This is a genomic window from Streptomyces sp. BHT-5-2, assembly GCF_019774615.1.
Lineage (GTDB): Bacteria > Actinomycetota > Actinomycetes > Streptomycetales > Streptomycetaceae > Streptomyces.
Window position 1 is genome coordinate 3,112,559 of record NZ_CP081496.1, and the last position, 20,232, is coordinate 3,132,790.

At 72.7% G+C, this 20,232-nt stretch carries 20 protein-coding genes; 18 read left to right on the forward strand and 2 right to left on the reverse strand.

Translation table 11 applies throughout. The features are described 5' to 3' along the window. The first annotated feature begins 40 nt into the window (after nucleotides 1-40). Nucleotides 41-1,276 (forward strand): signal recognition particle-docking protein FtsY, encoded by a 1,236-nt coding sequence (gene ftsY, locus K2224_RS13850; RefSeq protein WP_221906855.1) that lies wholly within the window; start codon nucleotides 41-43, stop codon nucleotides 1,274-1,276. A 153-nt stretch (nucleotides 1,277-1,429) separates the two neighbouring features. Here ftsY and K2224_RS13855 read toward each other — a convergent pair whose 3' ends face one another. Next, a complete protein-coding gene (locus K2224_RS13855; RefSeq protein WP_221906856.1) occupies nucleotides 1,430-2,131 on the reverse strand; it encodes a bifunctional DNA primase/polymerase in 702 nt (233 codons plus the stop codon). A 477-nt stretch (nucleotides 2,132-2,608) separates the two neighbouring features. On the opposite strand from K2224_RS13855, the gene K2224_RS13860 reads away from it, so the two are divergent. The 5 genes from K2224_RS13860 (at nucleotide 2,609) to ffh (ending at nucleotide 10,317) form a co-directional block, all read left to right on the forward strand. After that, the gene (locus tag K2224_RS13860; protein WP_221906857.1) at nucleotides 2,609-4,102 is read left to right on the forward strand and encodes a hypothetical protein; all 1,494 of its coding nucleotides are present in this window, start codon (nucleotides 2,609-2,611) and stop codon (nucleotides 4,100-4,102) included. Between the two features lie 173 nt (nucleotides 4,103-4,275). Beyond that, nucleotides 4,276-5,625 carry an ammonium transporter gene (locus tag K2224_RS13865; protein WP_221906858.1) on the forward strand — a complete coding sequence of 450 codons (1,350 nt, stop codon included), beginning with the start codon at nucleotides 4,276-4,278 and terminating at the stop codon, nucleotides 5,623-5,625. Next, nucleotides 5,622-5,960 carry a P-II family nitrogen regulator gene (locus K2224_RS13870; protein ID WP_221906859.1) on the forward strand — a complete coding sequence of 113 codons (339 nt, stop codon included), beginning with the start codon at nucleotides 5,622-5,624 and terminating at the stop codon, nucleotides 5,958-5,960. The genes K2224_RS13865 and K2224_RS13870 overlap by 4 nt, the downstream gene beginning before the upstream one ends. A gap of 64 nt (nucleotides 5,961-6,024) precedes the next feature. After that, nucleotides 6,025-8,553 carry a [protein-PII] uridylyltransferase gene (locus K2224_RS13875; protein WP_221906860.1) on the forward strand — a complete coding sequence of 843 codons (2,529 nt, stop codon included), beginning with the start codon at nucleotides 6,025-6,027 and terminating at the stop codon, nucleotides 8,551-8,553. 216 nt (nucleotides 8,554-8,769) lie between these two features. Further along, complete coding sequence (gene ffh, locus K2224_RS13880) at nucleotides 8,770-10,317, forward strand: signal recognition particle protein (protein WP_221906861.1); 1,548 nt, start codon at nucleotides 8,770-8,772, stop codon at nucleotides 10,315-10,317. Nucleotides 10,318-10,409: 92 nt separating this feature from the next. Here ffh and K2224_RS13885 read toward each other — a convergent pair whose 3' ends face one another. Next, nucleotides 10,410-11,258, reverse strand: coding sequence for a methyltransferase domain-containing protein (locus tag K2224_RS13885; protein ID WP_221906862.1), 849 nt, complete (start codon nucleotides 11,256-11,258; stop codon nucleotides 10,410-10,412). 556 nt (nucleotides 11,259-11,814) lie between these two features. Here K2224_RS13885 and K2224_RS13890 point away from each other — a divergent pair. The 12 genes from K2224_RS13890 to K2224_RS13945 all read left to right on the forward strand — a co-directional run bounded on the left by K2224_RS13890 (nucleotide 11,815) and on the right by K2224_RS13945 (nucleotide 19,866). Then, nucleotides 11,815-12,405 carry a hypothetical protein gene (locus tag K2224_RS13890; RefSeq protein ID WP_221906863.1) on the forward strand — a complete coding sequence of 197 codons (591 nt, stop codon included), beginning with the start codon at nucleotides 11,815-11,817 and terminating at the stop codon, nucleotides 12,403-12,405. Between the two features lie 155 nt (nucleotides 12,406-12,560). Then, complete coding sequence (gene rpsP / locus K2224_RS13895) at nucleotides 12,561-13,001, forward strand: 30S ribosomal protein S16 (RefSeq protein ID WP_018541181.1); 441 nt, start codon at nucleotides 12,561-12,563, stop codon at nucleotides 12,999-13,001. Nucleotides 13,002-13,003: 2 nt separating this feature from the next. After that, complete coding sequence (locus tag K2224_RS13900) at nucleotides 13,004-13,243, forward strand: RNA-binding protein (RefSeq protein ID WP_003980229.1); 240 nt, start codon at nucleotides 13,004-13,006, stop codon at nucleotides 13,241-13,243. A 211-nt stretch (nucleotides 13,244-13,454) separates the two neighbouring features. Beyond that, nucleotides 13,455-14,000 (forward strand): ribosome maturation factor RimM, encoded by a 546-nt coding sequence (gene rimM, locus K2224_RS13905; protein ID WP_221906864.1) that lies wholly within the window; start codon nucleotides 13,455-13,457, stop codon nucleotides 13,998-14,000. Continuing rightward, a complete protein-coding gene (gene trmD, locus K2224_RS13910; RefSeq protein WP_221906865.1) occupies nucleotides 14,000-14,809 on the forward strand; it encodes a tRNA (guanosine(37)-N1)-methyltransferase TrmD in 810 nt (269 codons plus the stop codon). Before rimM ends, trmD begins: the two co-directional genes overlap by 1 nt. Nucleotides 14,810-14,944: 135 nt before the next feature. After that, nucleotides 14,945-15,292 carry a 50S ribosomal protein L19 gene (gene rplS / locus K2224_RS13915; RefSeq protein WP_221906866.1) on the forward strand — a complete coding sequence of 116 codons (348 nt, stop codon included), beginning with the start codon at nucleotides 14,945-14,947 and terminating at the stop codon, nucleotides 15,290-15,292. Nucleotides 15,293-15,388: 96 nt separating this feature from the next. After that, nucleotides 15,389-16,153, forward strand: a complete 765-nt coding sequence (lepB, locus tag K2224_RS13920) for a signal peptidase I (protein WP_221906867.1) — start codon at nucleotides 15,389-15,391, stop codon at nucleotides 16,151-16,153. Continuing rightward, on the forward strand, nucleotides 16,146-17,189 hold the full coding sequence (gene lepB, locus K2224_RS13925) for a signal peptidase I (RefSeq protein ID WP_221906868.1): 1,044 nt from the start codon (nucleotides 16,146-16,148) through the stop codon (nucleotides 17,187-17,189). The genes lepB (K2224_RS13920) and lepB (K2224_RS13925) overlap by 8 nt, the downstream gene beginning before the upstream one ends. Beyond that, nucleotides 17,131-18,096 carry a signal peptidase I gene (gene lepB, locus K2224_RS13930; RefSeq protein ID WP_221909683.1) on the forward strand — a complete coding sequence of 322 codons (966 nt, stop codon included), beginning with the start codon at nucleotides 17,131-17,133 and terminating at the stop codon, nucleotides 18,094-18,096. The genes lepB (K2224_RS13925) and lepB (K2224_RS13930) overlap by 59 nt, the downstream gene beginning before the upstream one ends. A 54-nt stretch (nucleotides 18,097-18,150) precedes the next feature. Next, nucleotides 18,151-18,888, forward strand: coding sequence for a signal peptidase I (lepB, locus tag K2224_RS13935; RefSeq protein WP_221906869.1), 738 nt, complete (start codon nucleotides 18,151-18,153; stop codon nucleotides 18,886-18,888). A 109-nt stretch (nucleotides 18,889-18,997) separates the two neighbouring features. Further along, nucleotides 18,998-19,519: an NUDIX hydrolase gene (locus K2224_RS13940; RefSeq protein WP_221906870.1), complete on the forward strand. Its 522-nt coding sequence runs from the start codon at nucleotides 18,998-19,000 to the stop codon at nucleotides 19,517-19,519. Between the two features lie 38 nt (nucleotides 19,520-19,557). After that, nucleotides 19,558-19,866 (forward strand): DUF2469 domain-containing protein, encoded by a 309-nt coding sequence (locus K2224_RS13945; RefSeq protein WP_003980220.1) that lies wholly within the window; start codon nucleotides 19,558-19,560, stop codon nucleotides 19,864-19,866. Nucleotides 19,867-20,232: the final 366 nt, after the last annotated feature.

The following is a 20,232-nucleotide window of genomic DNA, read 5'->3' on the forward strand; positions in this document are numbered from 1 at the left end:
CGGCCGTCCCCCGCGGGCCGTGGCTGATACTGGAGGGGTTATGGAAACCGTCATCCTTGCTGTCATCATCGCCGTGGTCGTGCTCGGCGCGATCAGCGGGCTCGTCGTCAGCGGCCGCAGAAAGAAGCAGCTGCCGCCGCCCCCGCCGGCCGCGCCCAAGCCCTCCGTCACCGCGCCCCCCGCCGAACCGCACGTCGGTGAGGAGGCCGAGACCCCCAGCGACGAAGAACGTCGCACCATCGAAGAAGTCGAGCTGCCCGCCGCCGAGGCCCCCGCGGCCGAGGCCGAGGCGCCCGTCGCCGAGCCGGCGGCGCCCGCGGCGCCCGCCGTCGAGGTCCCCGAGCCGACCGCCGGCCGCCTGGTCCGGCTGCGCGCCCGGCTCGCCCGCTCCCAGAACACCCTCGGCAAGGGCCTGCTGACCCTGCTGTCCCGCGAGCACCTCGACGAGGACACCTGGGAGGAGATCGAGGACACCCTCCTCACCGCCGACGTCGGCGTCGCCCCCACCCAGGAACTGGTCGAGCGGCTCCGCGAGCGGGTCAAGGTCCTGGGCACCCGCACCCCCGAGGACCTGCGGCAGCTGCTCCGCGAGGAGCTGCTCGCCCTCATCGGCACCGACGCCGACCGCACCGTGCACACCGCCAACGGCATCGGCAACGGCGGCGACGAGATCCCCGGCGTGGTGATGGTCGTCGGCGTCAACGGCACCGGCAAGACCACCACCACCGGCAAGCTCGCCCGCGTCCTGGTGGCCGACGGCAAGTCCGTGGTGCTCGGCGCCGCCGACACCTTCCGCGCCGCCGCCGCAGACCAGCTCCAGACCTGGGGCGAGCGGGTCGGCGCCCGGACCGTCCGCGGCCCCGAGGGCGGCGACCCGGCGTCCATCGCCTTCGACGCGGTCAAGGAGGGCATCGCCGAGTCTGCCGACGTCGTCCTGATCGACACCGCGGGCCGGCTGCACACCAAGACCGGCCTGATGGACGAACTCGGCAAGGTCAAGCGGGTCGTCGAGAAGCACGGGCCGGTCGGCGAGGTGCTGCTCGTCCTCGACGCCACCACCGGCCAGAACGGCCTGGTGCAGGCGCGGGTCTTCGCCGAGGTCGTGGACATCACCGGTGTGGTGCTCACCAAGCTCGACGGCACCGCCAAGGGCGGCATCATCGTCGCCGTCCAGCGCGAACTGGGCGTGCCGGTCAAGCTGGTCGGCCTGGGCGAGGGCGCGGACGACCTGGCGCCGTTCGAGCCCGAGGCGTTCGTGGACGCGCTGATCGACTGAGTCGGCCGGCCGGTCGATCCGGCGGCACGGCGTGACGGCGGCGGCCCCCGGTATCCGTATATCCGCGGATACCGGGGGCCGCCGCCGTTCCCGTAGGACGACGGGGCTCGCGAGCGCCGGTGCCCCGGCGGGCGACGCGGCGGGCGTTCCGGCTCAGCACACCGCCGGGCCGGCCGCGTCCGAGCCCGCCCGGCCCGCCGCCCGGTTGCACACATACGCCAGCGCTCCCAGCAGCAGCCGGGCCTGCGGCGGCCGGCCCGCGCCGTCCAGCGTCGGCGGGCGCAGCCAGCGCATCGGCCCCTGGCCGCCCACGTCGGACGGCGGCGCGGTGATGTGGTCACCGGGGCCCAGCGGACGCAGATCCAGATCCGCGTCGTCCCACCCCATGCGGTAGAGGAGGTCGGGGAGCGCGGCGGCCGCCCCCGGGGCGACGAAGAACAGCGCGCGCCCGGTCGGCGCGGCGGCCACCGGCCCCAGCGGCAGCCCCATCCGCTCCAGCCGCACCAGCGCGGCCCGGCCCGCTTCCTCCGGTACGTCGAGGACGTCGAAGGTCCGGCCCACCGGGAGCAGCACCGCCGCGCCCGGCGTCTCCGCCCAGGCCGCCACCGCCCTGTCCAGCGTCGCCCCGGCCGCCAACTCCCGGCCGAAGGAGAGCGGATGGGCCCCCGGCGCCGGGCAGTCGGCGGCCCCGCACGAGCACTCCGTCCTCCCGCCGGCGCGCACCGCCCGGGCCCCCGGGACGACGTCCCACCCCCACAGGCCCGTGTACTCCGCCACCGCGGTGCCCTCGGCCGAGCGGGTGCGGCGGCGCGACCCGGCACGGAGGTCCCGGATGGCGCCGATCGTGAAACCCATGCCCCCTCCAACGGGTGGTGCGTACGAGTGGTTGTGAGTCGGGGAGTTGACGAGGAGACGGTTCTTCACTCTGGTGTTCACGCTCCGTCGGCGGATCGCGGTGCCGGTGGTGTGCCGTCGTGCGCCGGGTGGTGCGGTGCGGCGCGCACGCCCTGGCGCGCTCCGTTCCGCCCGGCCCCGTACGACCTGTGTCAAGTCAATCGCGAGAGGTCGCCGGGGAGTTCCGTCGAAGGGGTGGCGAATGGTGGCGTTTCCGCAATCGACCTCCCGGCGGGCGTGATCGTAGGATTACTTTCGGTACACGATCCCGGAGGGGCATCCTTCGCACGGGTATGCCCGTGGCAAGGCGTGCGAAGGCCGCGGCCGAGGTGTGGCCGGAATCCGCGGTCGGGTAGATGTACCGCGGAACGGGCGCCGCAACAGGCGGCATCCTTTGGGGGGTTCGCGGCGAAGCGCTATCGGAAGGGGGGCATCCCTGTGGGCGGCACGGACGGCACCGCCGGCTCCACCGGCACGGGCGGCACCGACGCCGTCAAACGTCCCAACGCGCAGTTGGGCTCGTGGTTCATGCGCAGCGGCTGGTCCAAGGGCGAGCTGGCGCGGCAGGTCAACCGCCGGGCGCGCCAGATGGGCGCCCACCACATCAGCACCGACACCTCCCGGGTGCGCCGCTGGCTGGACGGCGAGCAGCCCCGCGAACCCATCCCGCGGATCCTCTCCGAACTCTTCTCCGAACGCTTCGGCTGCGTGGTCGGCGTCGAGGAGCTGGGACTGCGCCCGGCGCACCGGTCCCCGTCCGTCTCCGGCGTGGACCTCCCCTGGGCCGGGCCCCAAACCGTCGACCTCATCAGCGAGTTCACCCGCAGCGACCTGATGCTGGCCCGCCGCGGCTTCCTCGGCACCTCCCTCGCGCTGGCCGCCGGCCCCACCCTCGTCGAGCCGATGCAGCGCTGGCTGGTGCCGGTCCCCGCCGGCCCGGGCGAGACCGCCGCCCGGCCCGACCGGGCCCGCCGCCCGGCCCGCCTCTCCCGTCCCGAGCTGGAGCTGCTGGAGGCCACCACCGCGATGTTCCGGCAGTGGGACGCCCAGTGCGGCGGCGGCCTGCGCCGCAAGGCCGTGGTCGGCCAGCTCCACGAGGTCACCGACCTCCTCCAGGAACCCCAGGAGCCGGAGGTCGCCCGGCGACTGTTCAAGGTCGCCGCCGAACTCGCCGAACTCGCCGGCTGGATGAGCTACGACATCGGCCTCCAGCCGACCGCCCAGAAGTACTTCGTGCTCGCGCTGCACGCCTCCAAGGAGGCCGGCGACCGCCCCCTGGGCTCGTACGTCCTCTCCAGCATGAGCCGGCAGATGATCCACCTCGGCCGGCCCGACGACGCACTGGAGCTGATCCACCTCGCCCAGTACGGCAGCCGGGAGACCGCCACCCCCCGCACCCAGGCGATGCTGTATGCGATGGAGGCCCGCGCCTACGCCGGCATGGGCCAGCCCAGCAAGGTCAAGCGGGCGGTCCGGATGGCCGAGGACACCTTCTCCGACATCGCCCCCGGCGAGGCCGATCCGGACTGGATCCGCTTCTTCTCCGAGGCCGAACTCAACGCCGAGAACGCCCACTCCTACCGCGACCTCGCCTATGTCGCCGGCCGCAGCCCCACCTACGCCTCGCTCGCCGAACCAGTCATGCAGCGCGCCGTCGAACTCTTCGCCAAGGACCCCGAGCACCAGCGCTCCTACGCCCTCAACCTCATCGGCATGGCCACCGTCCACCTCCTCCAGAAGGAGCCCGAGGCGTGCGCCGCGGTGGCCCAGCAGGCGATACCGTTCGCCCGCCAGGTCCGCTCCGAACGGGTCAACACCCGGCTGCGCAAGACGGTGGACACCGCGGTCCGGGAGTTCGGCACCGTCGCCGAGGTGATCCGGCTCGGCGACGAGCTCTCCCGCCAGCTCCCGGAGACCGCCGTCGCGGGCTGACCGGACCGCCCGCCGGGCGACCTCGGAGTTCACCGGGGCGTAACACACAGGACCACTTCGTCACCCCGGTGAAACACCGGCAAGGTTTGGCCGAAACGGCGCCGCGACACGCTCATCGCGAAGCCGGCCCACCCCACACCCGCAAGGGCCGCATCGACGACGAGGAGACGCCGATGCCCCCAGGCATCCTTACGCTCGCAGACGGCCTCGCGGAGAAAGCCACGCTCAGTCCCGCCAACACCGGGTTCATGCTCATCTGCTCCGCCCTGGTGATGGTGATGACCCCCGGCCTGGCCTTCTTCTACGGCGGCATGGTCCGGGTCAAGAGCGTCCTGAACATGCTGATGATGAGCTTCATCAGCCTGGGCATCGTCACCATCCTGTGGGTGCTCTACGGCTTCGGGCTCGCCTTCGGCACCGACACCGGCGGCGTCATCGGCTGGAACGGCGACTTCGCCGGTTTCGGCCACATCGGCCTCACCCAGCTCTGGGGAACCACCACCATCCCCGTCTACGTCTTCGCCGTCTTCCAGCTGATGTTCGCGGTGATCACCCCCGCGCTGATCAGCGGCGCCCTCGCCGACCGGGTGAAGTTCAGCGCCTGGGCGCTGTTCGCCGCGCTGTGGGTGACCGTCGTCTACTTCCCCGTCGCCCACTGGGTCTGGGCCGACGGCGGCTGGCTCTTCAAGCTCGGCGTGATCGACTTCGCCGGCGGCACCGCCGTCCACATCAACGCCGGCGCCGCGGCGCTCGGCGTGATCCTCGTCGTCGGCAAGCGCATCGGCTTCAAGAAGGACCCGATGCGGCCGCACAGCCTGCCGCTGGTGATGCTCGGCGCCGGCCTGCTGTGGTTCGGCTGGTTCGGCTTCAACGCCGGCTCCTGGCTCAACAACGACGACGGCGTCGCCGCCGTCGCCTTCGTCAACACCCAGGTCGCCACCGCTGCCGCGATGCTCGGCTGGCTCGCCTACGAGAAGCTCCGGCACGGCTCGTTTACCACCCTCGGCGCCGCCTCCGGCGCGGTCGCCGGACTCGTCGCCATCACCCCCGCCTGCGGCGCGGTCAGCCCGCTCGGCGCGATCGCGGTCGGCGTGATCGCCGGAGTGCTGTGCGCCATGGCCGTCGGCCTCAAGTACAAGTTCGGCTACGACGACTCCCTCGACGTCGTCGGCGTCCACCTCGTCGGCGGCGTCGTCGGCTCGCTGCTGATCGGGCTGTTCGCCACCGGCGGCGTACAGAGCGACGCCAAGGGCCTCCTCTACGGCGGCGGCTTCGCCCAACTCGGCAAACAGGCCGTCGGCGTGGTGTGCGTCCTGCTCTACTCCTTCGTCGTCTCCTACGTCCTTGCCAAGGCCATCGACCTGGTGATGGGCTTCCGGGTCGGCGAGGACGAGGAGATCAGCGGCGTCGACCAGGCCGCGCACGCCGAGACCGCGTACGACTTCGCCGGTGCGGGCGGCGGCACGGCGACCCGCAGGACCACGGCACTCGGCGAGACCCTGACCAGGAAGGTGGAAGCGTGAAGCTCATCACGGCGGTGATCAAGCCGCACCGGCTCGACGAGGTGAAGGACGCCCTGCAGGCGTTCGGCGTGAACGGCCTCACCGTCACCGAGGCCAGCGGCTACGGACGGCAGCGCGGGCACACCGAGGTGTACCGGGGCGCCGAGTACACCGTCGACCTCGTCCCCAAGATCCGGATCGAGGTGCTCGTCGAGGACGCCGACGCCGAGGAGCTGGTGGAGGTGGTCGTCAAGGCCGCCCGCACCGGCAAGATCGGCGACGGGAAGGTGTGGAGCGTCCCCGTCGACGAGGCCGTACGGGTGCGCACCGGGGAGCGCGGACCCGACGCGCTGTGAGCCGCCGGCCGGGGGCGGCGGCCGGACCACCGGCGGGGACCAACACGACGGAGGAGAGCCCGAGTTGACCGACAGTGCCGACCACTCCGCGTCCTCCGGGGCTCCCGCCCCGGAGGACGGGCCCGGCGGCTACCCCGCCGCCCGGCTGCGGCTCCTCCAGCAGGACACCGCCACCGGCCCGGACCGCCGCGCCGCCCTCGCCCGCCTCACCGACGACTGGCTCGCCGCCCTGTTGGCCCGGGCCGCCGGCCCCGGCACCCCCGGCGCCGCGCTGGTCGCCGTCGGTGGCTACGGCCGCGGCGAACTCTCCCCGCGCAGCGACCTCGACCTGCTCCTGCTGCACGACGGCCGCGCCGCCACCGGCGACCTCGCCGCCCTCGCCGACCGCCTCTGGTACCCCGTCTGGGACCTCGGCCTGGACCTCGACCACTCCGTCCGCACCCCCGCCGAGGCCCGCCGCGCCGCCCGCGACGACCTCAAGGTGCAACTGGGCCTGCTCGACGCCCGCCACCTCGCCGGCGACCCCGAACTGACCGCCGCGGTCCGCACCGCCGCCTACGCCGACTGGCGCGCGAGCGCCCCCCGGCGGCTGCCGGAACTCCGCGAACTCTGCCAGGAGCGCGCCGCCCGCCAGGGCGAACTCCAGTACCTCCTCGAACCCGACCTCAAGGAGGCCCGCGGCGGCCTGCGGGACGCCACCGCACTGCGCGCCATCGCCGCCTCCTGGCTGGCCGACGCCCCTCGCGGTGGACTGGAGGCCGCCCGCGCCCGGCTCCTGGACACCCGGGACGCCCTCCACCTCACCACCGGGCGCGCCACCGACCGCCTCTCCCTCCAGGAGCAGGACCAGGTCGCCGGTGCCCTCGGTCTGCTCGACGCGGACGCCCTGCTCCGCCGGACCTACGAATCCGCCCGCACGATCGCCTACGCCGCCGACGTCACCTGGCGCGAGGTCGGCCGGGTGCTGCGCGCCCGGTCCGTCAAACCGGTGCTGCGCGGGCTGCTGCCCATCCGCGCCAACGGCCGCGGCGAACGCTCCCCGCTCGCCGACGGCGTCGTCGAACTCGACGGCGAGGCGGTGCTGGCCCGCACCGCACGCCCCGAACGGGACCCCGTCCTGCTGCTGCGCGCCGCGGCCGCCGCCGCCCAGGCCGGACTGCCGCTGGCCACCCACGCCATCCGCCGCTGCGCCGCCGCCGCGCCGCTCCCGGTGCCCTGGCCGGCGGAGGCCCGCGAGCAACTGGTCACCCTCCTCGGCGCCGGCGCGCCCACCGTGCCCGTATGGGAGGCCCTGGAGGCCGAGGGCGTCATCGCCCGCCTGCTGCCCGACTGGGAACGCGTCCGCTGCCGCCCCCAGCGCAACCCCGTCCACACCTGGACCGTGGACCGCCACCTGGTCGAGACCGCGGTCCGCGCCGCCGCGCTGACCCGCCGCGTGCACCGGCCCGACCTGCTGCTGGTCGCCGCCCTGCTGCACGACATCGGCAAGGGCTGGCCCGGCGACCACGCGGTGGCCGGCGAGACCATCGCCCGCGACGTCGCCGCCCGGCTCGGCTTCGGCCCCGGCGACACCGCGGTGATCGCCACCCTCGTCCGGCACCACCTCCTGCTCGTCGAGACCGCCACCCGCCGCGACCTGGACGACCCGGAGACCGTCGGCGCGGTCGCCGACGCCGTCGGCGGCACCGGCACCCTGGAGCTCCTGCACGCCCTGACCGAGGCCGACGCGCTCGCCACCGGGCCGGCGGCCTGGAGCTCCTGGCGCGCCGGTCTCGTCGCCACCCTCGTCCAGCGCGTCGCCGACCGGCTGGCCGGGGAGCCGGCGCCCGAGGCGCGCGGCACCGACGCGCCCACCGCCGAACAGGAGCGCCTGGCCGTCGAGGCCGCGCGCACCGGCGGCCCCGTCCTGACCCTGCGCCCCCGCCCCGAGACCGGCCCGCCGGGCGCCGCCGACCCCGCCGGCTCCGCCGAACCGTCGTCCGCCGTGCCGGACACCGCCCCCGAACCGGTCGGCGTGGAACTCCTGATCGCCGTCCCGGACCAGCCCGGTGTGCTGCCCGCCGCAGCCGGCGTGCTGGCCCTGCACCGCCTCACCGTCCGCGCGGCCGACCTGCGCACCCTCGACCCGCTCGGCCACGGCCCGGTCCTGCTGCTGAGCTGGCGGGTGGCGGCCGAGTACGGCTCGCTGCCCGAGGCGGGCCGGCTCCGCGCCGACCTCGTCCGCGCCCTGGACGGCTCCCTGGACGTCCCCGGCCGCCTCACCGAACGCGAGCGCGCCTACGTCCGCCGTTCCCGCCCCGCCCCGGCCCCGCCGCCCAGCGTCACCGTCGCCGCCGGCAGCTCCCGCACCGCCACCGTCATCGAGGTCCGCGCCCAGGACGCGCACGGACTGCTGCACCGGATCGGCCGGGCCCTGGAAACAGCCGGCGTCGCGGTGCGCAGCGCCCACATCAGCACCCTGGGCGCCAACGCCGTGGACGCCTTCTACGTCACCGACCCCGACGGCCGGCCGCTCCCCGACCCGGACGCCCACAAGGTCGCCCGCACCGTGGAGGACGCCCTCCAGGGCCCCACCGCCGCCCCGGGCACCTGACGACGGCCCCGGGAACACCCACCGCCCCCCGCACGTTGTGGCCCGCAAGGGGCGCCCCCGCCCCCTACAGGATCCGTTCGCCCACCCCCTACGGCCCGCCTGCCCGCCCCCACGCCCCCGCCGCTCCCCACGGCCAGGGACCGGTTCGCTTGCGGGGCCGGATACCCTAGAACCCGACCGGACCCACGCCCCCGACCCCGAGGATCGACGACCGCCGTGTTCGATACGCTTTCCGACCGCTTGGCGAGTACTTTCAAAAACCTCCGGGGCAAGGGCCGCCTGAGCGAGGCGGACATCGACGCCACCGCGCGCGAGATCCGGATCGCCCTGCTGGAAGCGGACGTGGCCCTGCCGGTCGTCCGCTCCTTCATCAAGCAGGTCAAGGAGCGCGGCCTCGGCGCCGAGGTCTCCCAGGCGCTGAACCCCGCCCAGCAGGTCATCAAGATCGTCAACGAGGAGCTCATCGGCATCCTCGGCGGCGAGACCCGCCGCCTGCGCTTCGCCAAGCAGGCCCCGACGGTGATCATGCTCGCCGGCCTCCAGGGTGCCGGTAAGACCACCCTCGCCGGAAAGCTCGGCCGCTGGCTCAAGGCCCAGGGCCACTCGCCGCTGCTGGTCGCCTGCGACCTCCAGCGCCCCAACGCCGTCAACCAGCTCCAGGTCGTCTCCGAGCGCGCCGGCGTCGCCTTCTACGGCCCCGAGCCCGGCAACGGCGTCGGCGACCCGGTGCAGGTCGCCAAGGACTCCATCGAGTACGCCCGCTCCAAGCAGTACGACATCGTCGTCGTCGACACCGCCGGCCGCCTCGGCATCGACGCCGAGATGATGCAGCAGGCCGCCGACATCCGCGACGCGGTCTCCCCGGACGAGGTCCTCTTCGTCGTCGACGCCATGATCGGCCAGGACGCGGTCAACACCGCCGAGGCGTTCCGCGACGGCGTCGGCTTCGACGGCGTGGTGCTCTCCAAGCTGGACGGCGACGCCCGCGGTGGTGCCGCGCTCTCCATCGCGCACGTCACCGGCAAGCAGATCATGTTCGCCTCCAACGGCGAGAAGCTGGACGACTTCGACGCGTTCCACCCGGACCGCATGGCGTCCCGCATCCTCGGCATGGGCGACATGCTCTCGCTCATCGAGAAGGCCGAGCAGACCTTCAGCCAGCAAGAGGCCGAGAAGATGGCGGCCAAGCTGGCGAAGGGCCCCAAGGAGTTCACGCTCGACGACTTCCTGGCCCAGATGGAGCAGGTCCGGAAGATGGGCTCGATCTCCAAGCTCCTCGGCATGCTGCCCGGCATGGCGCAGATGAAGGACCAGATCAACAACCTCGACGAGCGCGAGGTCGACCGCACGGCCGCCATCATCAAGTCGATGACCCCGGCCGAGCGCCAGGACCCGACGATCATCAACGGCTCGCGCCGGGCCCGTATCGCCCGGGGTTCCGGCGTCGACGTCAGCACCGTCAAGGGCCTCGTCGAGCGGTTCTTCGACGCCCGCAAGATGATGTCGCGGATGGCGCAGGGCGGCGGACTGCCCGGCATGCCCGGCATCCCCGGGATGGGGGGCGGCGGCGCCCGCAAGAAGAAGCAGATCAAGCAGGCCAAGGGCAAGCGCAAGAGCGGCAACCCGATGAAGCGCAAGGCCGACGAGGAGGCCGCGGCGGCGCGCCGCGAGGCCGCCGCCGGCAGCCCCTTCGGTCTGCCGCAGGACGGCCAGGACCCGCAGAACTTCGAACTCCCCGAGGAATTCAAGAAGTTCATGAACTGAAACCGGCGCCCGCCCGGCACCGTACGACGAGCCCCCGGCCACCTCTTCCGTGGCCGGGGGCTCGTCCGTGGGCGCGCGGGGCGGCGGCCCGGCTAACGGGTGCGCGCGATCAGATACCGGAAGACGTTCGCCATCCAGACCGTTCCGTCCGCCCGCTGGAACGGATGGAGCGCCTCGGCCAGCTCCTTCTCCACCTGCCGCGGCCCGGCCACCTCCAACGCCTCCTCGAACAGGCCGGTCGACAGCAACCCGCGCACCGCGCTCGCCACGTCCGCGTACCCGAAGGGGCAGGCCACCCGCCCCGACCCGTCGGGCCGCAGTCCCGCCCGGGCCGCCAGCTCCTCCAGGTCGTCCCGGCCGGCCGGGACCCAGCCCGCGCCCGGGCGCTTCGCCGGGGCGACCAGCCGGTGCGCCACCCGCAGCACGCCGGCCGCCGCACACCGCTCCACCGGGCCCCAGCCGCCCAGCACCACCGCACTGCCCCGCTCGGCCAGGGCGGCCGCGGCGGTCAGCGCACCGGTCAGCTCCTCGGTGCCGCCGCAGCCCACCGGGTGGAACGCCGTGATCACGGTGAACCGCGCGTCCTCCGGTGCCGCGTCCGCCAGCCCGCCGCTCACCAGCCGGGTGACCTCCGGCATCCCGTCCGGCGTGAGCCGCTCGCGGGCCAGCTCCAGCCGGCTCTCGTCCGCGTCCACCCCGCTGACCTGCGCCCCGCGTGCCGCCGCGAGCAACAGCGCCAGCCCGGAGCCGCAGCCCAGCCCGAGCAGCCGGGTGCCGGGGCCGATGCCCAGCCGGTCGTACGCGGCCTCGTAGAGGGGGACCAGCATCCGTTCCTGGATCTCCGCCCAGTCGCGGGCGCGGGTGCCGGCCGTCGGGGCCGGGCCGTCAGGGTGCGCGCACGCGGTGTTCGGAATCTGGTGCCGCACGAGCGTGGGTGACATCGATAGCGCCCCTATTCGCCGAGAACCCGAAGCTGATCAGTACCGTCCGCCCCCGTGTTTCCGAGCGTTGTGCGCCCCCGCGATCCAGACAACTGCGCATCCGACCGGCCGTCCAGAGGGTGCGCCGGGATTTGGCTCCCGCGCGCCCCTGTGTGCGCCGGCCGCCGCGCTCCCGCAGCGCCGTTCCAGGGTGCCCCGGGGAGTGCGGTCCCGCCACGGCAGCGGCCCCGCGCGCCGCCGGCCGCCGCCGGAGCCCCCGTGACGCGGCCCGCTCCTGCTGCCCTACGGTGGAAGGGCGGGGCCGGGGCCCACCGCGGCTCGTACCACCGGTAACATCGCCGGGCGCCGGCGCCCCTACGTGCGGAGGGCTTACGCCATGTGGCGTACGCGGGGGTACGCGCCCTACGTACCGGCTTGCGGTCGACGGGCGGCTTCTCCGCAGATCGGCGCACCGCGTACGTGCCGCGCCCCATGCCCGGAAACTGACCGGTACGTGCAAATTATTTGAGATGCCCCGGAATCGGAACACCGGGCGACTCCGGCTCGTTGTCACGACGTGAGCACGACACCGCCTGTTCTCGCCGCCGAGCTGGCGCTCGCGTGGGCCGACATTCAACGGCACCACCCCGAGCTGCCGGACCTGGCCGCGCCCGAGTCCCTGATCGGAGAGTCCTCGTCCGCCTGTGGCGCCGAGCTCTCCTTCGAACGGCTGCTCCACGAGGCAGTCCACGGCATCGCCGCCGCCCGCGGCATCCGCGACACCTCCCGGGCAGGCCGCTACCACAACCGCCGGTTCCTGGCGATCGCCGAGGAGCTGGGCCTGGACCACGCCGACGAGCCGCACCCCAGCAGCGGCTTCTCGCTGGTCACACTCAACCCCGAGGCGAGACGGCGCTACCGGCCCACCATCGAGCGGCTCACCAGAGCCCTCAAGGCCCACAGCGCCGCCACCGCCACCGACACCAGCCGCAGCTTCCGCGGACCGGCCGCCCGGCACGGCTCCTCCGGGGGCGGCGTCCGCGTCAAGGCCGTCTGCGACTGCGGGCGCAATGTCCGCGTCGTCCCGTCTGTCCTGGCCCAGGCACCGATCGTCTGCGGTGGCTGCGGCAAGCCCTTCCGGATCCCCGAGGTGGCCGCGGTCGGCTGACCTTCGGGCGTGTGGCACAATTGCCAGCTGTACTCGACAGTCGCACAGGACCCCTCTCTCCTCCGGCTGACGCGTCCATCGGGGCCCCGAGTACCGCAACCCCACGTGGCATCTCGTTGTGCCCCACCACGTCAAGACCAGGAGACACCACTCCAGTGGCAGTCAAGATCAAGCTGAAGCGTCTGGGCAAGATCCGCTCGCCTCACTACCGCATCGTCGTCGCCGACTCCCGCACCCGCCGGGACGGCCGCGCCATCGAGGAGATCGGCCTGTACCACCCGGTGCAGAACCCCTCCCGCATCGAGGTCGACTCGGAGCGTGCGCAGTACTGGCTGAGCGTCGGCGCCCAGCCGACCGAGCCCGTGCTGGCCATCCTCAAGGTCACCGGCGACTGGCAGAAGTTCAAGGGTCTGCCCGCCCCGGCGCCGATGAAGGTCGCCGAGCCGAAGGCCGACAAGCGCGCCCTCTTCGAGGCCGCCGCCAAGGCTTCCGGTGACGAGCCGAAGGGTGAGGCCATCACCCCGAAGGCGAAGAAGGCCGACAAGAAGGCGGACGAGGCCGCGGCCGAGTCCACCTCCGAGTCCACCGAGGACTGAGCGTGCTTGAGGAGGCCCTTGAGCACCTCGTCAAGGGCATCGTCGACAACCCCGACGACGTGCAGGTAGCCTCGCGCACCCTGCGCCGCGGGCGCGTGCTGGAGGTCCGGGTCCACCCCGACGACCTCGGCAAGGTGATCGGCCGCAACGGCCGTACCGCCCGCGCACTGCGGACCGTCGTGGGCGCCATCGGCGGCCGGGGCATCCGCGTCGACCTCGTCGACGTCGACCAAGTTCGCTGATCCAAGTTGAACACCGGCTCGGGCCGGGGAGGGCCTTCGGGTCCGCCCCGGCCCGCGTCCGTATGCGAGCCTGGTCCTGATGGACACTCCGGGCCGGTCCCGCGACCGTCCTCCACCGGGCCCGCCCCGTCACCATTCATCGCGGAACCCCGCGTTCCGCAGCCACGTCCGCGAAAGCGGCGGCGGTCTAGCCGCAAAAGGGAGTGCACAAGTGCAGCTGGTAGTCGCCCGGATCGGCCGCGCCCACGGCATCAAGGGCGAGGTCACCGTGGAGGTGCGCACCGACGAACCGGAACTCCGGCTCGCCCCGGGCGCCGTCCTCGCCACCGACCCGTCCGCCGTCGGACCGCTGACCATCGCCACCGGCCGGGTCCACAGCGGCCGGCTGCTGCTGCGCTTCGAGGGCGTCGCGGACCGCACCGCCGCCGAGGCGCTGCGCAACACCCTGCTGATCGCCGAGGTCGACCCCGAGGAACTCCCCGAGGACCCCGAGGAGTTCTACGACCACCAGCTGATCGATCTCGAGGTCGTCACCCGCGACGGCACCGCCGTCGGCCGGATCACCGAGGTCTCCCACCTGCCCTACCAGGACCTGCTGATCGTCGCGCGCCCCGAGGGCGGCGAGGTCATGATCCCGTTCGTCGCCGAGATCGTCCCCGAGATCGACCTCGAGGAGCAGCGCGCGATCGTCGACCCGCCGCCGGGACTCCTCGACGAGACCCAGGCGGAGATCGCCTCCGGGCGCGAGGACAGCTGATGCGGCTCGACGTCGTCACGATCTTCCCGGAGTACCTCGAACCGCTGAACGTCTCGCTGGTCGGCAAGGCCCGCGCCCGCGGACAGCTCGACGTGCGCATCCACGACCTGCGGCAGTGGACGCACGACAAGCACCACACCGTCGACGACACCCCCTACGGCGGCGGCCCCGGCATGGTGATGAAGCCCGAGCCGTGGGGCGCGGCGCTCGACGACGTCCTGGCGTCCGGCGAGGGCGCCCCCGTCCTCGTCGTCCCCACCCCCAGCGGCGTCCCCTTCACCCAGCAGCTCGCCGTGGAGCTCTCCGGCAAACCCTGGCTGGTGTTCACCCCGGCCCGCTACGAGGGCATCGACCGCCGCGTCATCGAGGAGTACGGCGACCGCTTGGACGTCCGCGAGGTCTCCATCGGCGACTACGTCCTGGCCGGCGGCGAGGCCCCGGTCCTCGTCATGGTCGAGGCCATCGCCCGGCTCCTGCCCGGTGTCCTCGGCAACGCCGCCTCCCACCAGGACGACTCCTTCGCCCCCGGGGCGATGGCCGACCTGCTGGAAGGCCCCGTCTACACCAAGCCCCCGGAGTGGCGCGGCCGCACCATCCCCGAGGTGCTGCTCAGCGGCCACCACGGCAAGATCGCCCGCTGGCGCCGCGACCAGGCGTTCCAGCGCACCGACCGCAACCGCCCCGACCTGATCGAGCGCGCCGACCCCGCCGCCTTCGACAAGAAGGACCGGGAAACCCTCTCCATCCTGGGATGGGCCCCCGGCGAGGACGGCCGATTTGGGCGGACGAGTCGGTCCGTGGAAGAATGAGCCGCTGCTGTCCGCGCCCGGCGTGCGCCCCTGCCACAGGGGGAACGACGTCCGTCCGGCGGCCCGGCAGCACATCAAACCTTCCGAAATGATTCCGCTGATGACCTGTGGCATCAGCGAAGAAAGCAGCAGGTCATGAACCTCCTCGACTCCATCGACTCCGCCGCACTGCGCAGCGACGTCCCGGCCTTCCGCCCGGGTGACACCGTCAACGTCCACGTCCGCGTCATCGAGGGCAACCGCTCCCGTGTGCAGCAGTTCAAGGGCGTTGTCATCCGCCGCCAGGGCTCCGGCGTGCGCGAGACCTTCACGGTCCGCAAGGTCAGCTTCTCGGTCGGCGTCGAGCGCACCTTCCCCGTGCACACCCCGATCGTCGAGAAGATCGAGGTCGTCACCCGCGGTGACGTCCGCCGCGCCAAGCTGTACTACCTCCGCGAGCTGCGCGGCAAGGCCGCCAAGATCAAGGAGAAGCGCGAGAGCTGAGCCGCGCGGCACCGGGCGGCGCCAGGCCGCCCCGGTGCACCGCGAGGCCACGCTCGCGACCGGCGTCCGGGACCGGCCGGATAGGCTCTGGGCCCCATGGACACCGACGCACAGCTCACGGAGCGCGACCCCGCTCCGGACCCCGACCAGGGGCCGGAGGCGCGGTCGCGCTCCGCGCGTTTCCGGACCCGGGTGGCGCGCCTGCGGTACCGGCCGGTCACCCTCCTTGCGCTCTGCCTGACCTTCCTGTTCCTGCTCAGCACCTTCGTGGCGCAGCCGTTCCTGATCCCCAGCACCTCCATGGAGAACACCCTGCGGGTCGGCGACCGGGTCCTGGTGAACAAGCTCGCCTACCGCTTCGGCGCCAGCCCGCAGCGCGGCGAGGTCGTCGTCTTCGACGGCACCGGATCGTTCGTTCACAGGGAACAGGAGGAGAATCCCGTCACGGGACTGCTGCGCAAGGCGGGCGCGGCCCTGGGCCTGGCCCGGTCCGACGACACCGACTACGTCAAGCGTGTCATCGGGGTCGGTGGAGACCATGTGACCTGCTGCGACAAACGGGGGCGGATCGACGTGAACGGTGAGCCGGTGACCGAGGGGTACCTCCATCCCGGGGACGCGCCCTCCGACGTTCCCTTCGACATCGTGGTGCCGCCGGGCCGGCTCTGGGTCATGGGCGACCACCGCTCCCGGTCCAGCGACTCCCGCGACCACCTCGGCGAGCCCGGCGGCGGCACCGTCCCCGTCGACAAGGTCATCGGCCGCGCGGGCCTGATCACCTGGCCGGTGGGCCGCTGGGGCTCCCTCGACACCCCTGGGGCGCTGGCCCGTATACCGGCTCCGGCAGGCCCTCATGGGTAACCGCGGGCGCCCCCGCCACGGGCGCGAGACCCACGAGAGCGGCACGCCCGGGGGTACCACCGGCGGGACCGAGGAGGCCGACGGCGCGAGCGGCGGCCGGACGACCGGCGGGCGGGCCGAGCGCCGCCGCCAGGCCAAGCGCATCAAGCGCCGCAGACGCCGCTCCTACCTCAAGGAAATCCCGATCCTGATCGGTGTGGCGCTGGCCATCGCGCTGGTCCTCAAGACCTTCCTGGTGCAGGCGTTCGTCATTCCGTCCGGCTCCATGGAGCAGACCATCAAGATCGGCGACCGGGTGCTCGTCGACAAACTCACCCCGTGGTTCGGCGCCGAGCCGCACCGCGGCGACGTCGTCGTCTTCAAGGACCCCGGCGGCTGGCTCAAGGGCGAGCAGAAGCAGTCCACCGGCAGCCCCGGCCCGGTCAACGACTTCCTGACCTTCATCGGGCTGCTGCCGTCCGCCGACGAACAGGACCTGATCAAGCGCGTGGTCGCGGTCGGCGGCGACACCGTCCGCTGCTGCGACGTCAAGGGCCGGGTCACGGTGAACGGCACGCCGCTCACCGAACCCTATGTGCACCCCGGCAACCCGCCGTCCCAGCTGAAGTTCACCGTGAACGTCCCCACCGGGCGGATCTTCGTGATGGGCGACCACCGCTCCGACTCGGCCGACTCGCGCTACCACCTGGACGAGCCCTACGACGGCACGGTGTCGGTGGACAACGTCGTGGGCCGGGCCGTCGTCATCGCCTGGCCGTTCAGCCACTGGCGCTTCCTGGAGGAGCCCGACACCTTCGCCACGGTGCACGACGCGCCGGGAGCCAAGGCATCGGCTGCGGTGGGAGCGCATAGGGTGTCACCCGAGAGTTTGGCCGTACTCCCGACCCCTGCGGAACTCCCGCTCGTTATGGGAGTGGTGGGCCTGCGCCGGTTGACGGGCAGGCGAGAGCGCGGAGTGAGGAGCAGATGTGGGGGACTTGGCGGTCGGCGCGCGGTCCGGAACCGAAGAGCCCGAAGAGCCGGCAGGACGCGGTGAGTCCGCGCGGCAGGCGGCGAGTTCCGTACATCGGGCACAGGCGCAGTCAGGCGGGTCCGCAGCGGGCCTGCCGTACACCGATCCATCGAAGCAGTCGGACGACGCAGCGGCCGACGAGGAGGCGACCGGCAGCGTGACCAAAGGCAAGAAGCCGCGTGCCTTCTGGAAGGAGCTGCCGATCCTCATCGGCATCGCCCTGCTGCTCGCCCTGCTGATCAAGACGTTCCTGGTGCAGGCGTTCTCCATCCCGTCCGACTCCATGCAGGACACCCTCCAGCGCGGGGATCGGGTGCTGGTCGACAAGCTGACGCCGTGGTTCGGCTCCAAGCCGCAGCGCGGCGAGGTCGTCGTCTTCCACGACCCGGGCGGCTGGCTCAACGAAACCCCCACCCCGCAGCCCAACCCCGTCCAGAAGGTGCTCAGCTTCATCGGCCTGATGCCCTCGGCCGAGGAGAAGGACCTGATCAAGCGGGTCATCGCGGTCGGCGGCGACACCGTCGAGTGCCAGGGCACCGGCCCGGTCAAGGTCAACGGCAAGGCACTCAAGGAAGACTCCTACATCTTCCCCGGCGCCACCCCGTGCGGCGACCGACCCTTCGGTCCGATCAAGGTCCCGCAGGGCCGGATCTGGGTGATGGGCGACCACCGCGACGACTCCCTCGACTCCCGGTACCACCAGAACCTCAAGGGCAACGGCACGGTCTCCGAGGACGAGGTCGTCGGCCGTGCCTTCACCATCGCCTGGCCCATCAACCGCTGGTCGACCCTCCCCGTGCCGGACACCTTCGACCAGCCCGGGATCAACAAGGCGATGGCCGCGGCGCCGGCCGCCATGGGCCTGGTCGGCGCGGTCCCGATCGTGATCTGGCGCCGCCGGAGGCTGACCGCAGCGCGTAACCACGGGTAAGGTGCCGTCCCGGATCTTCGACGCGGGCCCGGCCCGCGGGGCGGGAGCACTGGGATGAGCGGTACGGAACGTACGACGGACGGCCGCGGCCGGACCACGGGCAGTGTGCTGTCCGGTCTGGCCGTGGCCGTCGGCTGTGTGCTCTTCCTGGGCGGCTTCGTCTGGGGGGCGCTGCTCTACCGCCCGTACACCGTGCCCACCGACTCCATGTCGCCCACCATCGCCGCGGGCGCCCGGGTCCTGGCCGAGAAGGTGAGCGGCTCCGAGATACGCCGCGGCGACATCGTCGTCTTCAAGGACACCGCCTGGGGCGACCTGCCGATGGTCAAGCGGGTCGTCGGTGTCGGCGGCGACCGGGTCGCCTGCTGCACCAAGAAGGGCCTGCTCACCGTCGACGGAACCCCCGTGGAGGAGCCGTACCTCCGGTCCGCAGGCCCCGCCTCGCCCGTCGGCTTCAAGGCCGTCGTCCCCAACGGCCAGCTCTTCCTCCTCGGCGACCACCGCAACGACTCCCTCGACTCCCGCGTCCACCTCACCGACGGCGACAACGGCTCGGTGCCGCGCAGCGCCGTCGCCGCCCGGGTCGACGCCCGCGCCTGGCCGCTCGGCAGCGTCGGCATGCTCCAGCGCCCCGACGGCTTCGCCGCGCTCCCCGGCGGCACCTCCCAGCCGGGCCCGCTGCGGCCCATCGTCCTCGCCGTCGCCGCCGGTGCTGTGCTCATCCTGGGTGGTGCGGTATACGGGCCGATCGTACGGAGGAAGGGACGTGGAGGTGGACGCGGGCATGGGTGAGCCGGCGGGGGAGTGGGAGAGGGAGCGGGGGCCGGAGGCGCGCGGCGGGGCGCTCGCGGATTGTGAGGCCGCCGCGACTGCTGAGGCCGGTGCGACCGCTGAGGCTGGCATGGCTGATGAGACTGATGGCGCCGACGAGGCCGGGGGGCGGGCCGCGCGCCTGGTTTCCCGGGTCGTGCTGCTCGACTCCGAGGACCGCATTCTGCTGCTCCACGGCTTCGAACCGGACCGTCCGGCCGAGACCTGGTGGTTCACCCCCGGCGGCGGCCTGGAGGGCAGCGAGACCCGTGCGGAGGCGGCCCTCAGGGAACTCGCCGAGGAGACCGGCATCACCGACGTCAGCCTCGGCCCGCTCCTGTGGAAGCGCCGCTGCGCCTTTCCCTTCGACGGGAGACGCTGGGAGCAGGACGAGTGGTACTACCTGGCACGCACCGACCGGACCACCACCGACACCGCCGGTCACACGGACCTGGAACGCCGCAGCGTCTCCGGACTGAAGTGGTGGACCTCGGAGGAACTGTCGGCGTCGCATGAGACGGTGTATCCGACCAGACTCGCCGAGCTGCTGCGCACGCTGCTCGACGAAGGGCCCCCGAGTGCGCCGGTGCTCCTGGAGACCGAGCGGGTCTGACGCACAATAGGGGGACGCACGGCTGAAGGGGATCTGCCATGAGCGCCGAGGACCTCGAAAAGTACGAGACCGAGATGGAGCTGAAGCTCTACCGGGAGTACCGAGACGTCGTCGGGCTGTTCAAATACGTGATCGAGACCGAGCGTCGTTTCTACCTCACCAACGACTACGAGATGCAGGTGCACTCGGTCCAGGGTGAAGTGTTCTTCGAGGTCTCGATGGCCGACGCCTGGGTCTGGGACATGTACCGCCCGGCCAGGTTCGTCAAGCAGGTGCGGGTGCTCACATTCAAGGATGTGAACATCGAGGAGCTGAACAAGAGCGATCTGGATCTTCCGGGGAGCTGACGGCTTCCGGGGGAGGTGCGGTTCCGCGCCGGTCGGCTGGAGCGGGCGTCGGCGGGTGGGTGGTGGCCGGGTCGATGGCGGCCGAGATCTGGACGCTGGGTCCTGAGGGCTGAGCCTTGAGGTCGTACGGATTGTGATCGGCCTCGGGGTGGGGTGGTGCGGGCTGCCCGCCGGCGGCATCCAGGTGCGTCGCTCCGTCGGGTGACGGAGTTATCCACAGCCGGGTGGTTGTCCACCAAGATCCAATAGATCTCTGCGGAGGCGTCAGAGTCGGTGCCGGAGGTGGTACCGCATGAACGCCACACGGACCGGCCGACAGGCCGCCACCGCGGACGCGGCAGGCAAGGGACAGCGCACCAGGTCGAG

Coding starts and splice junctions, on each gene's coding strand:
- ftsY (WP_221906855.1), top strand. CDS start 41: ATGGAAACCGTCATCCTTGCTGTCATCATCGCCGTGGTCGTGCTCGGC.
- K2224_RS13855 (WP_221906856.1), bottom strand. CDS start 2,131: ATGGGTTTCACGATCGGCGCCATCCGGGACCTCCGTGCCGGGTCGCGC.
- K2224_RS13865 (WP_221906858.1), top strand. CDS start 4,276: ATGCCCCCAGGCATCCTTACGCTCGCAGACGGCCTCGCGGAGAAAGCC.
- K2224_RS13885 (WP_221906862.1), bottom strand. CDS start 11,258: ATGTCACCCACGCTCGTGCGGCACCAGATTCCGAACACCGCGTGCGCG.
- trmD (WP_221906865.1), top strand. CDS start 14,000: ATGCGGCTCGACGTCGTCACGATCTTCCCGGAGTACCTCGAACCGCTG.
- rplS (WP_221906866.1), top strand. CDS start 14,945: ATGAACCTCCTCGACTCCATCGACTCCGCCGCACTGCGCAGCGACGTC.
- lepB (WP_221906867.1), top strand. CDS start 15,389: ATGGACACCGACGCACAGCTCACGGAGCGCGACCCCGCTCCGGACCCC.
- lepB (WP_221906868.1), top strand. CDS start 16,146: ATGGGTAACCGCGGGCGCCCCCGCCACGGGCGCGAGACCCACGAGAGC.
- lepB (WP_221906869.1), top strand. CDS start 18,151: ATGAGCGGTACGGAACGTACGACGGACGGCCGCGGCCGGACCACGGGC.
- K2224_RS13940 (WP_221906870.1), top strand. CDS start 18,998: ATGGCTGATGAGACTGATGGCGCCGACGAGGCCGGGGGGCGGGCCGCG.
- K2224_RS13945 (WP_003980220.1), top strand. CDS start 19,558: ATGAGCGCCGAGGACCTCGAAAAGTACGAGACCGAGATGGAGCTGAAG.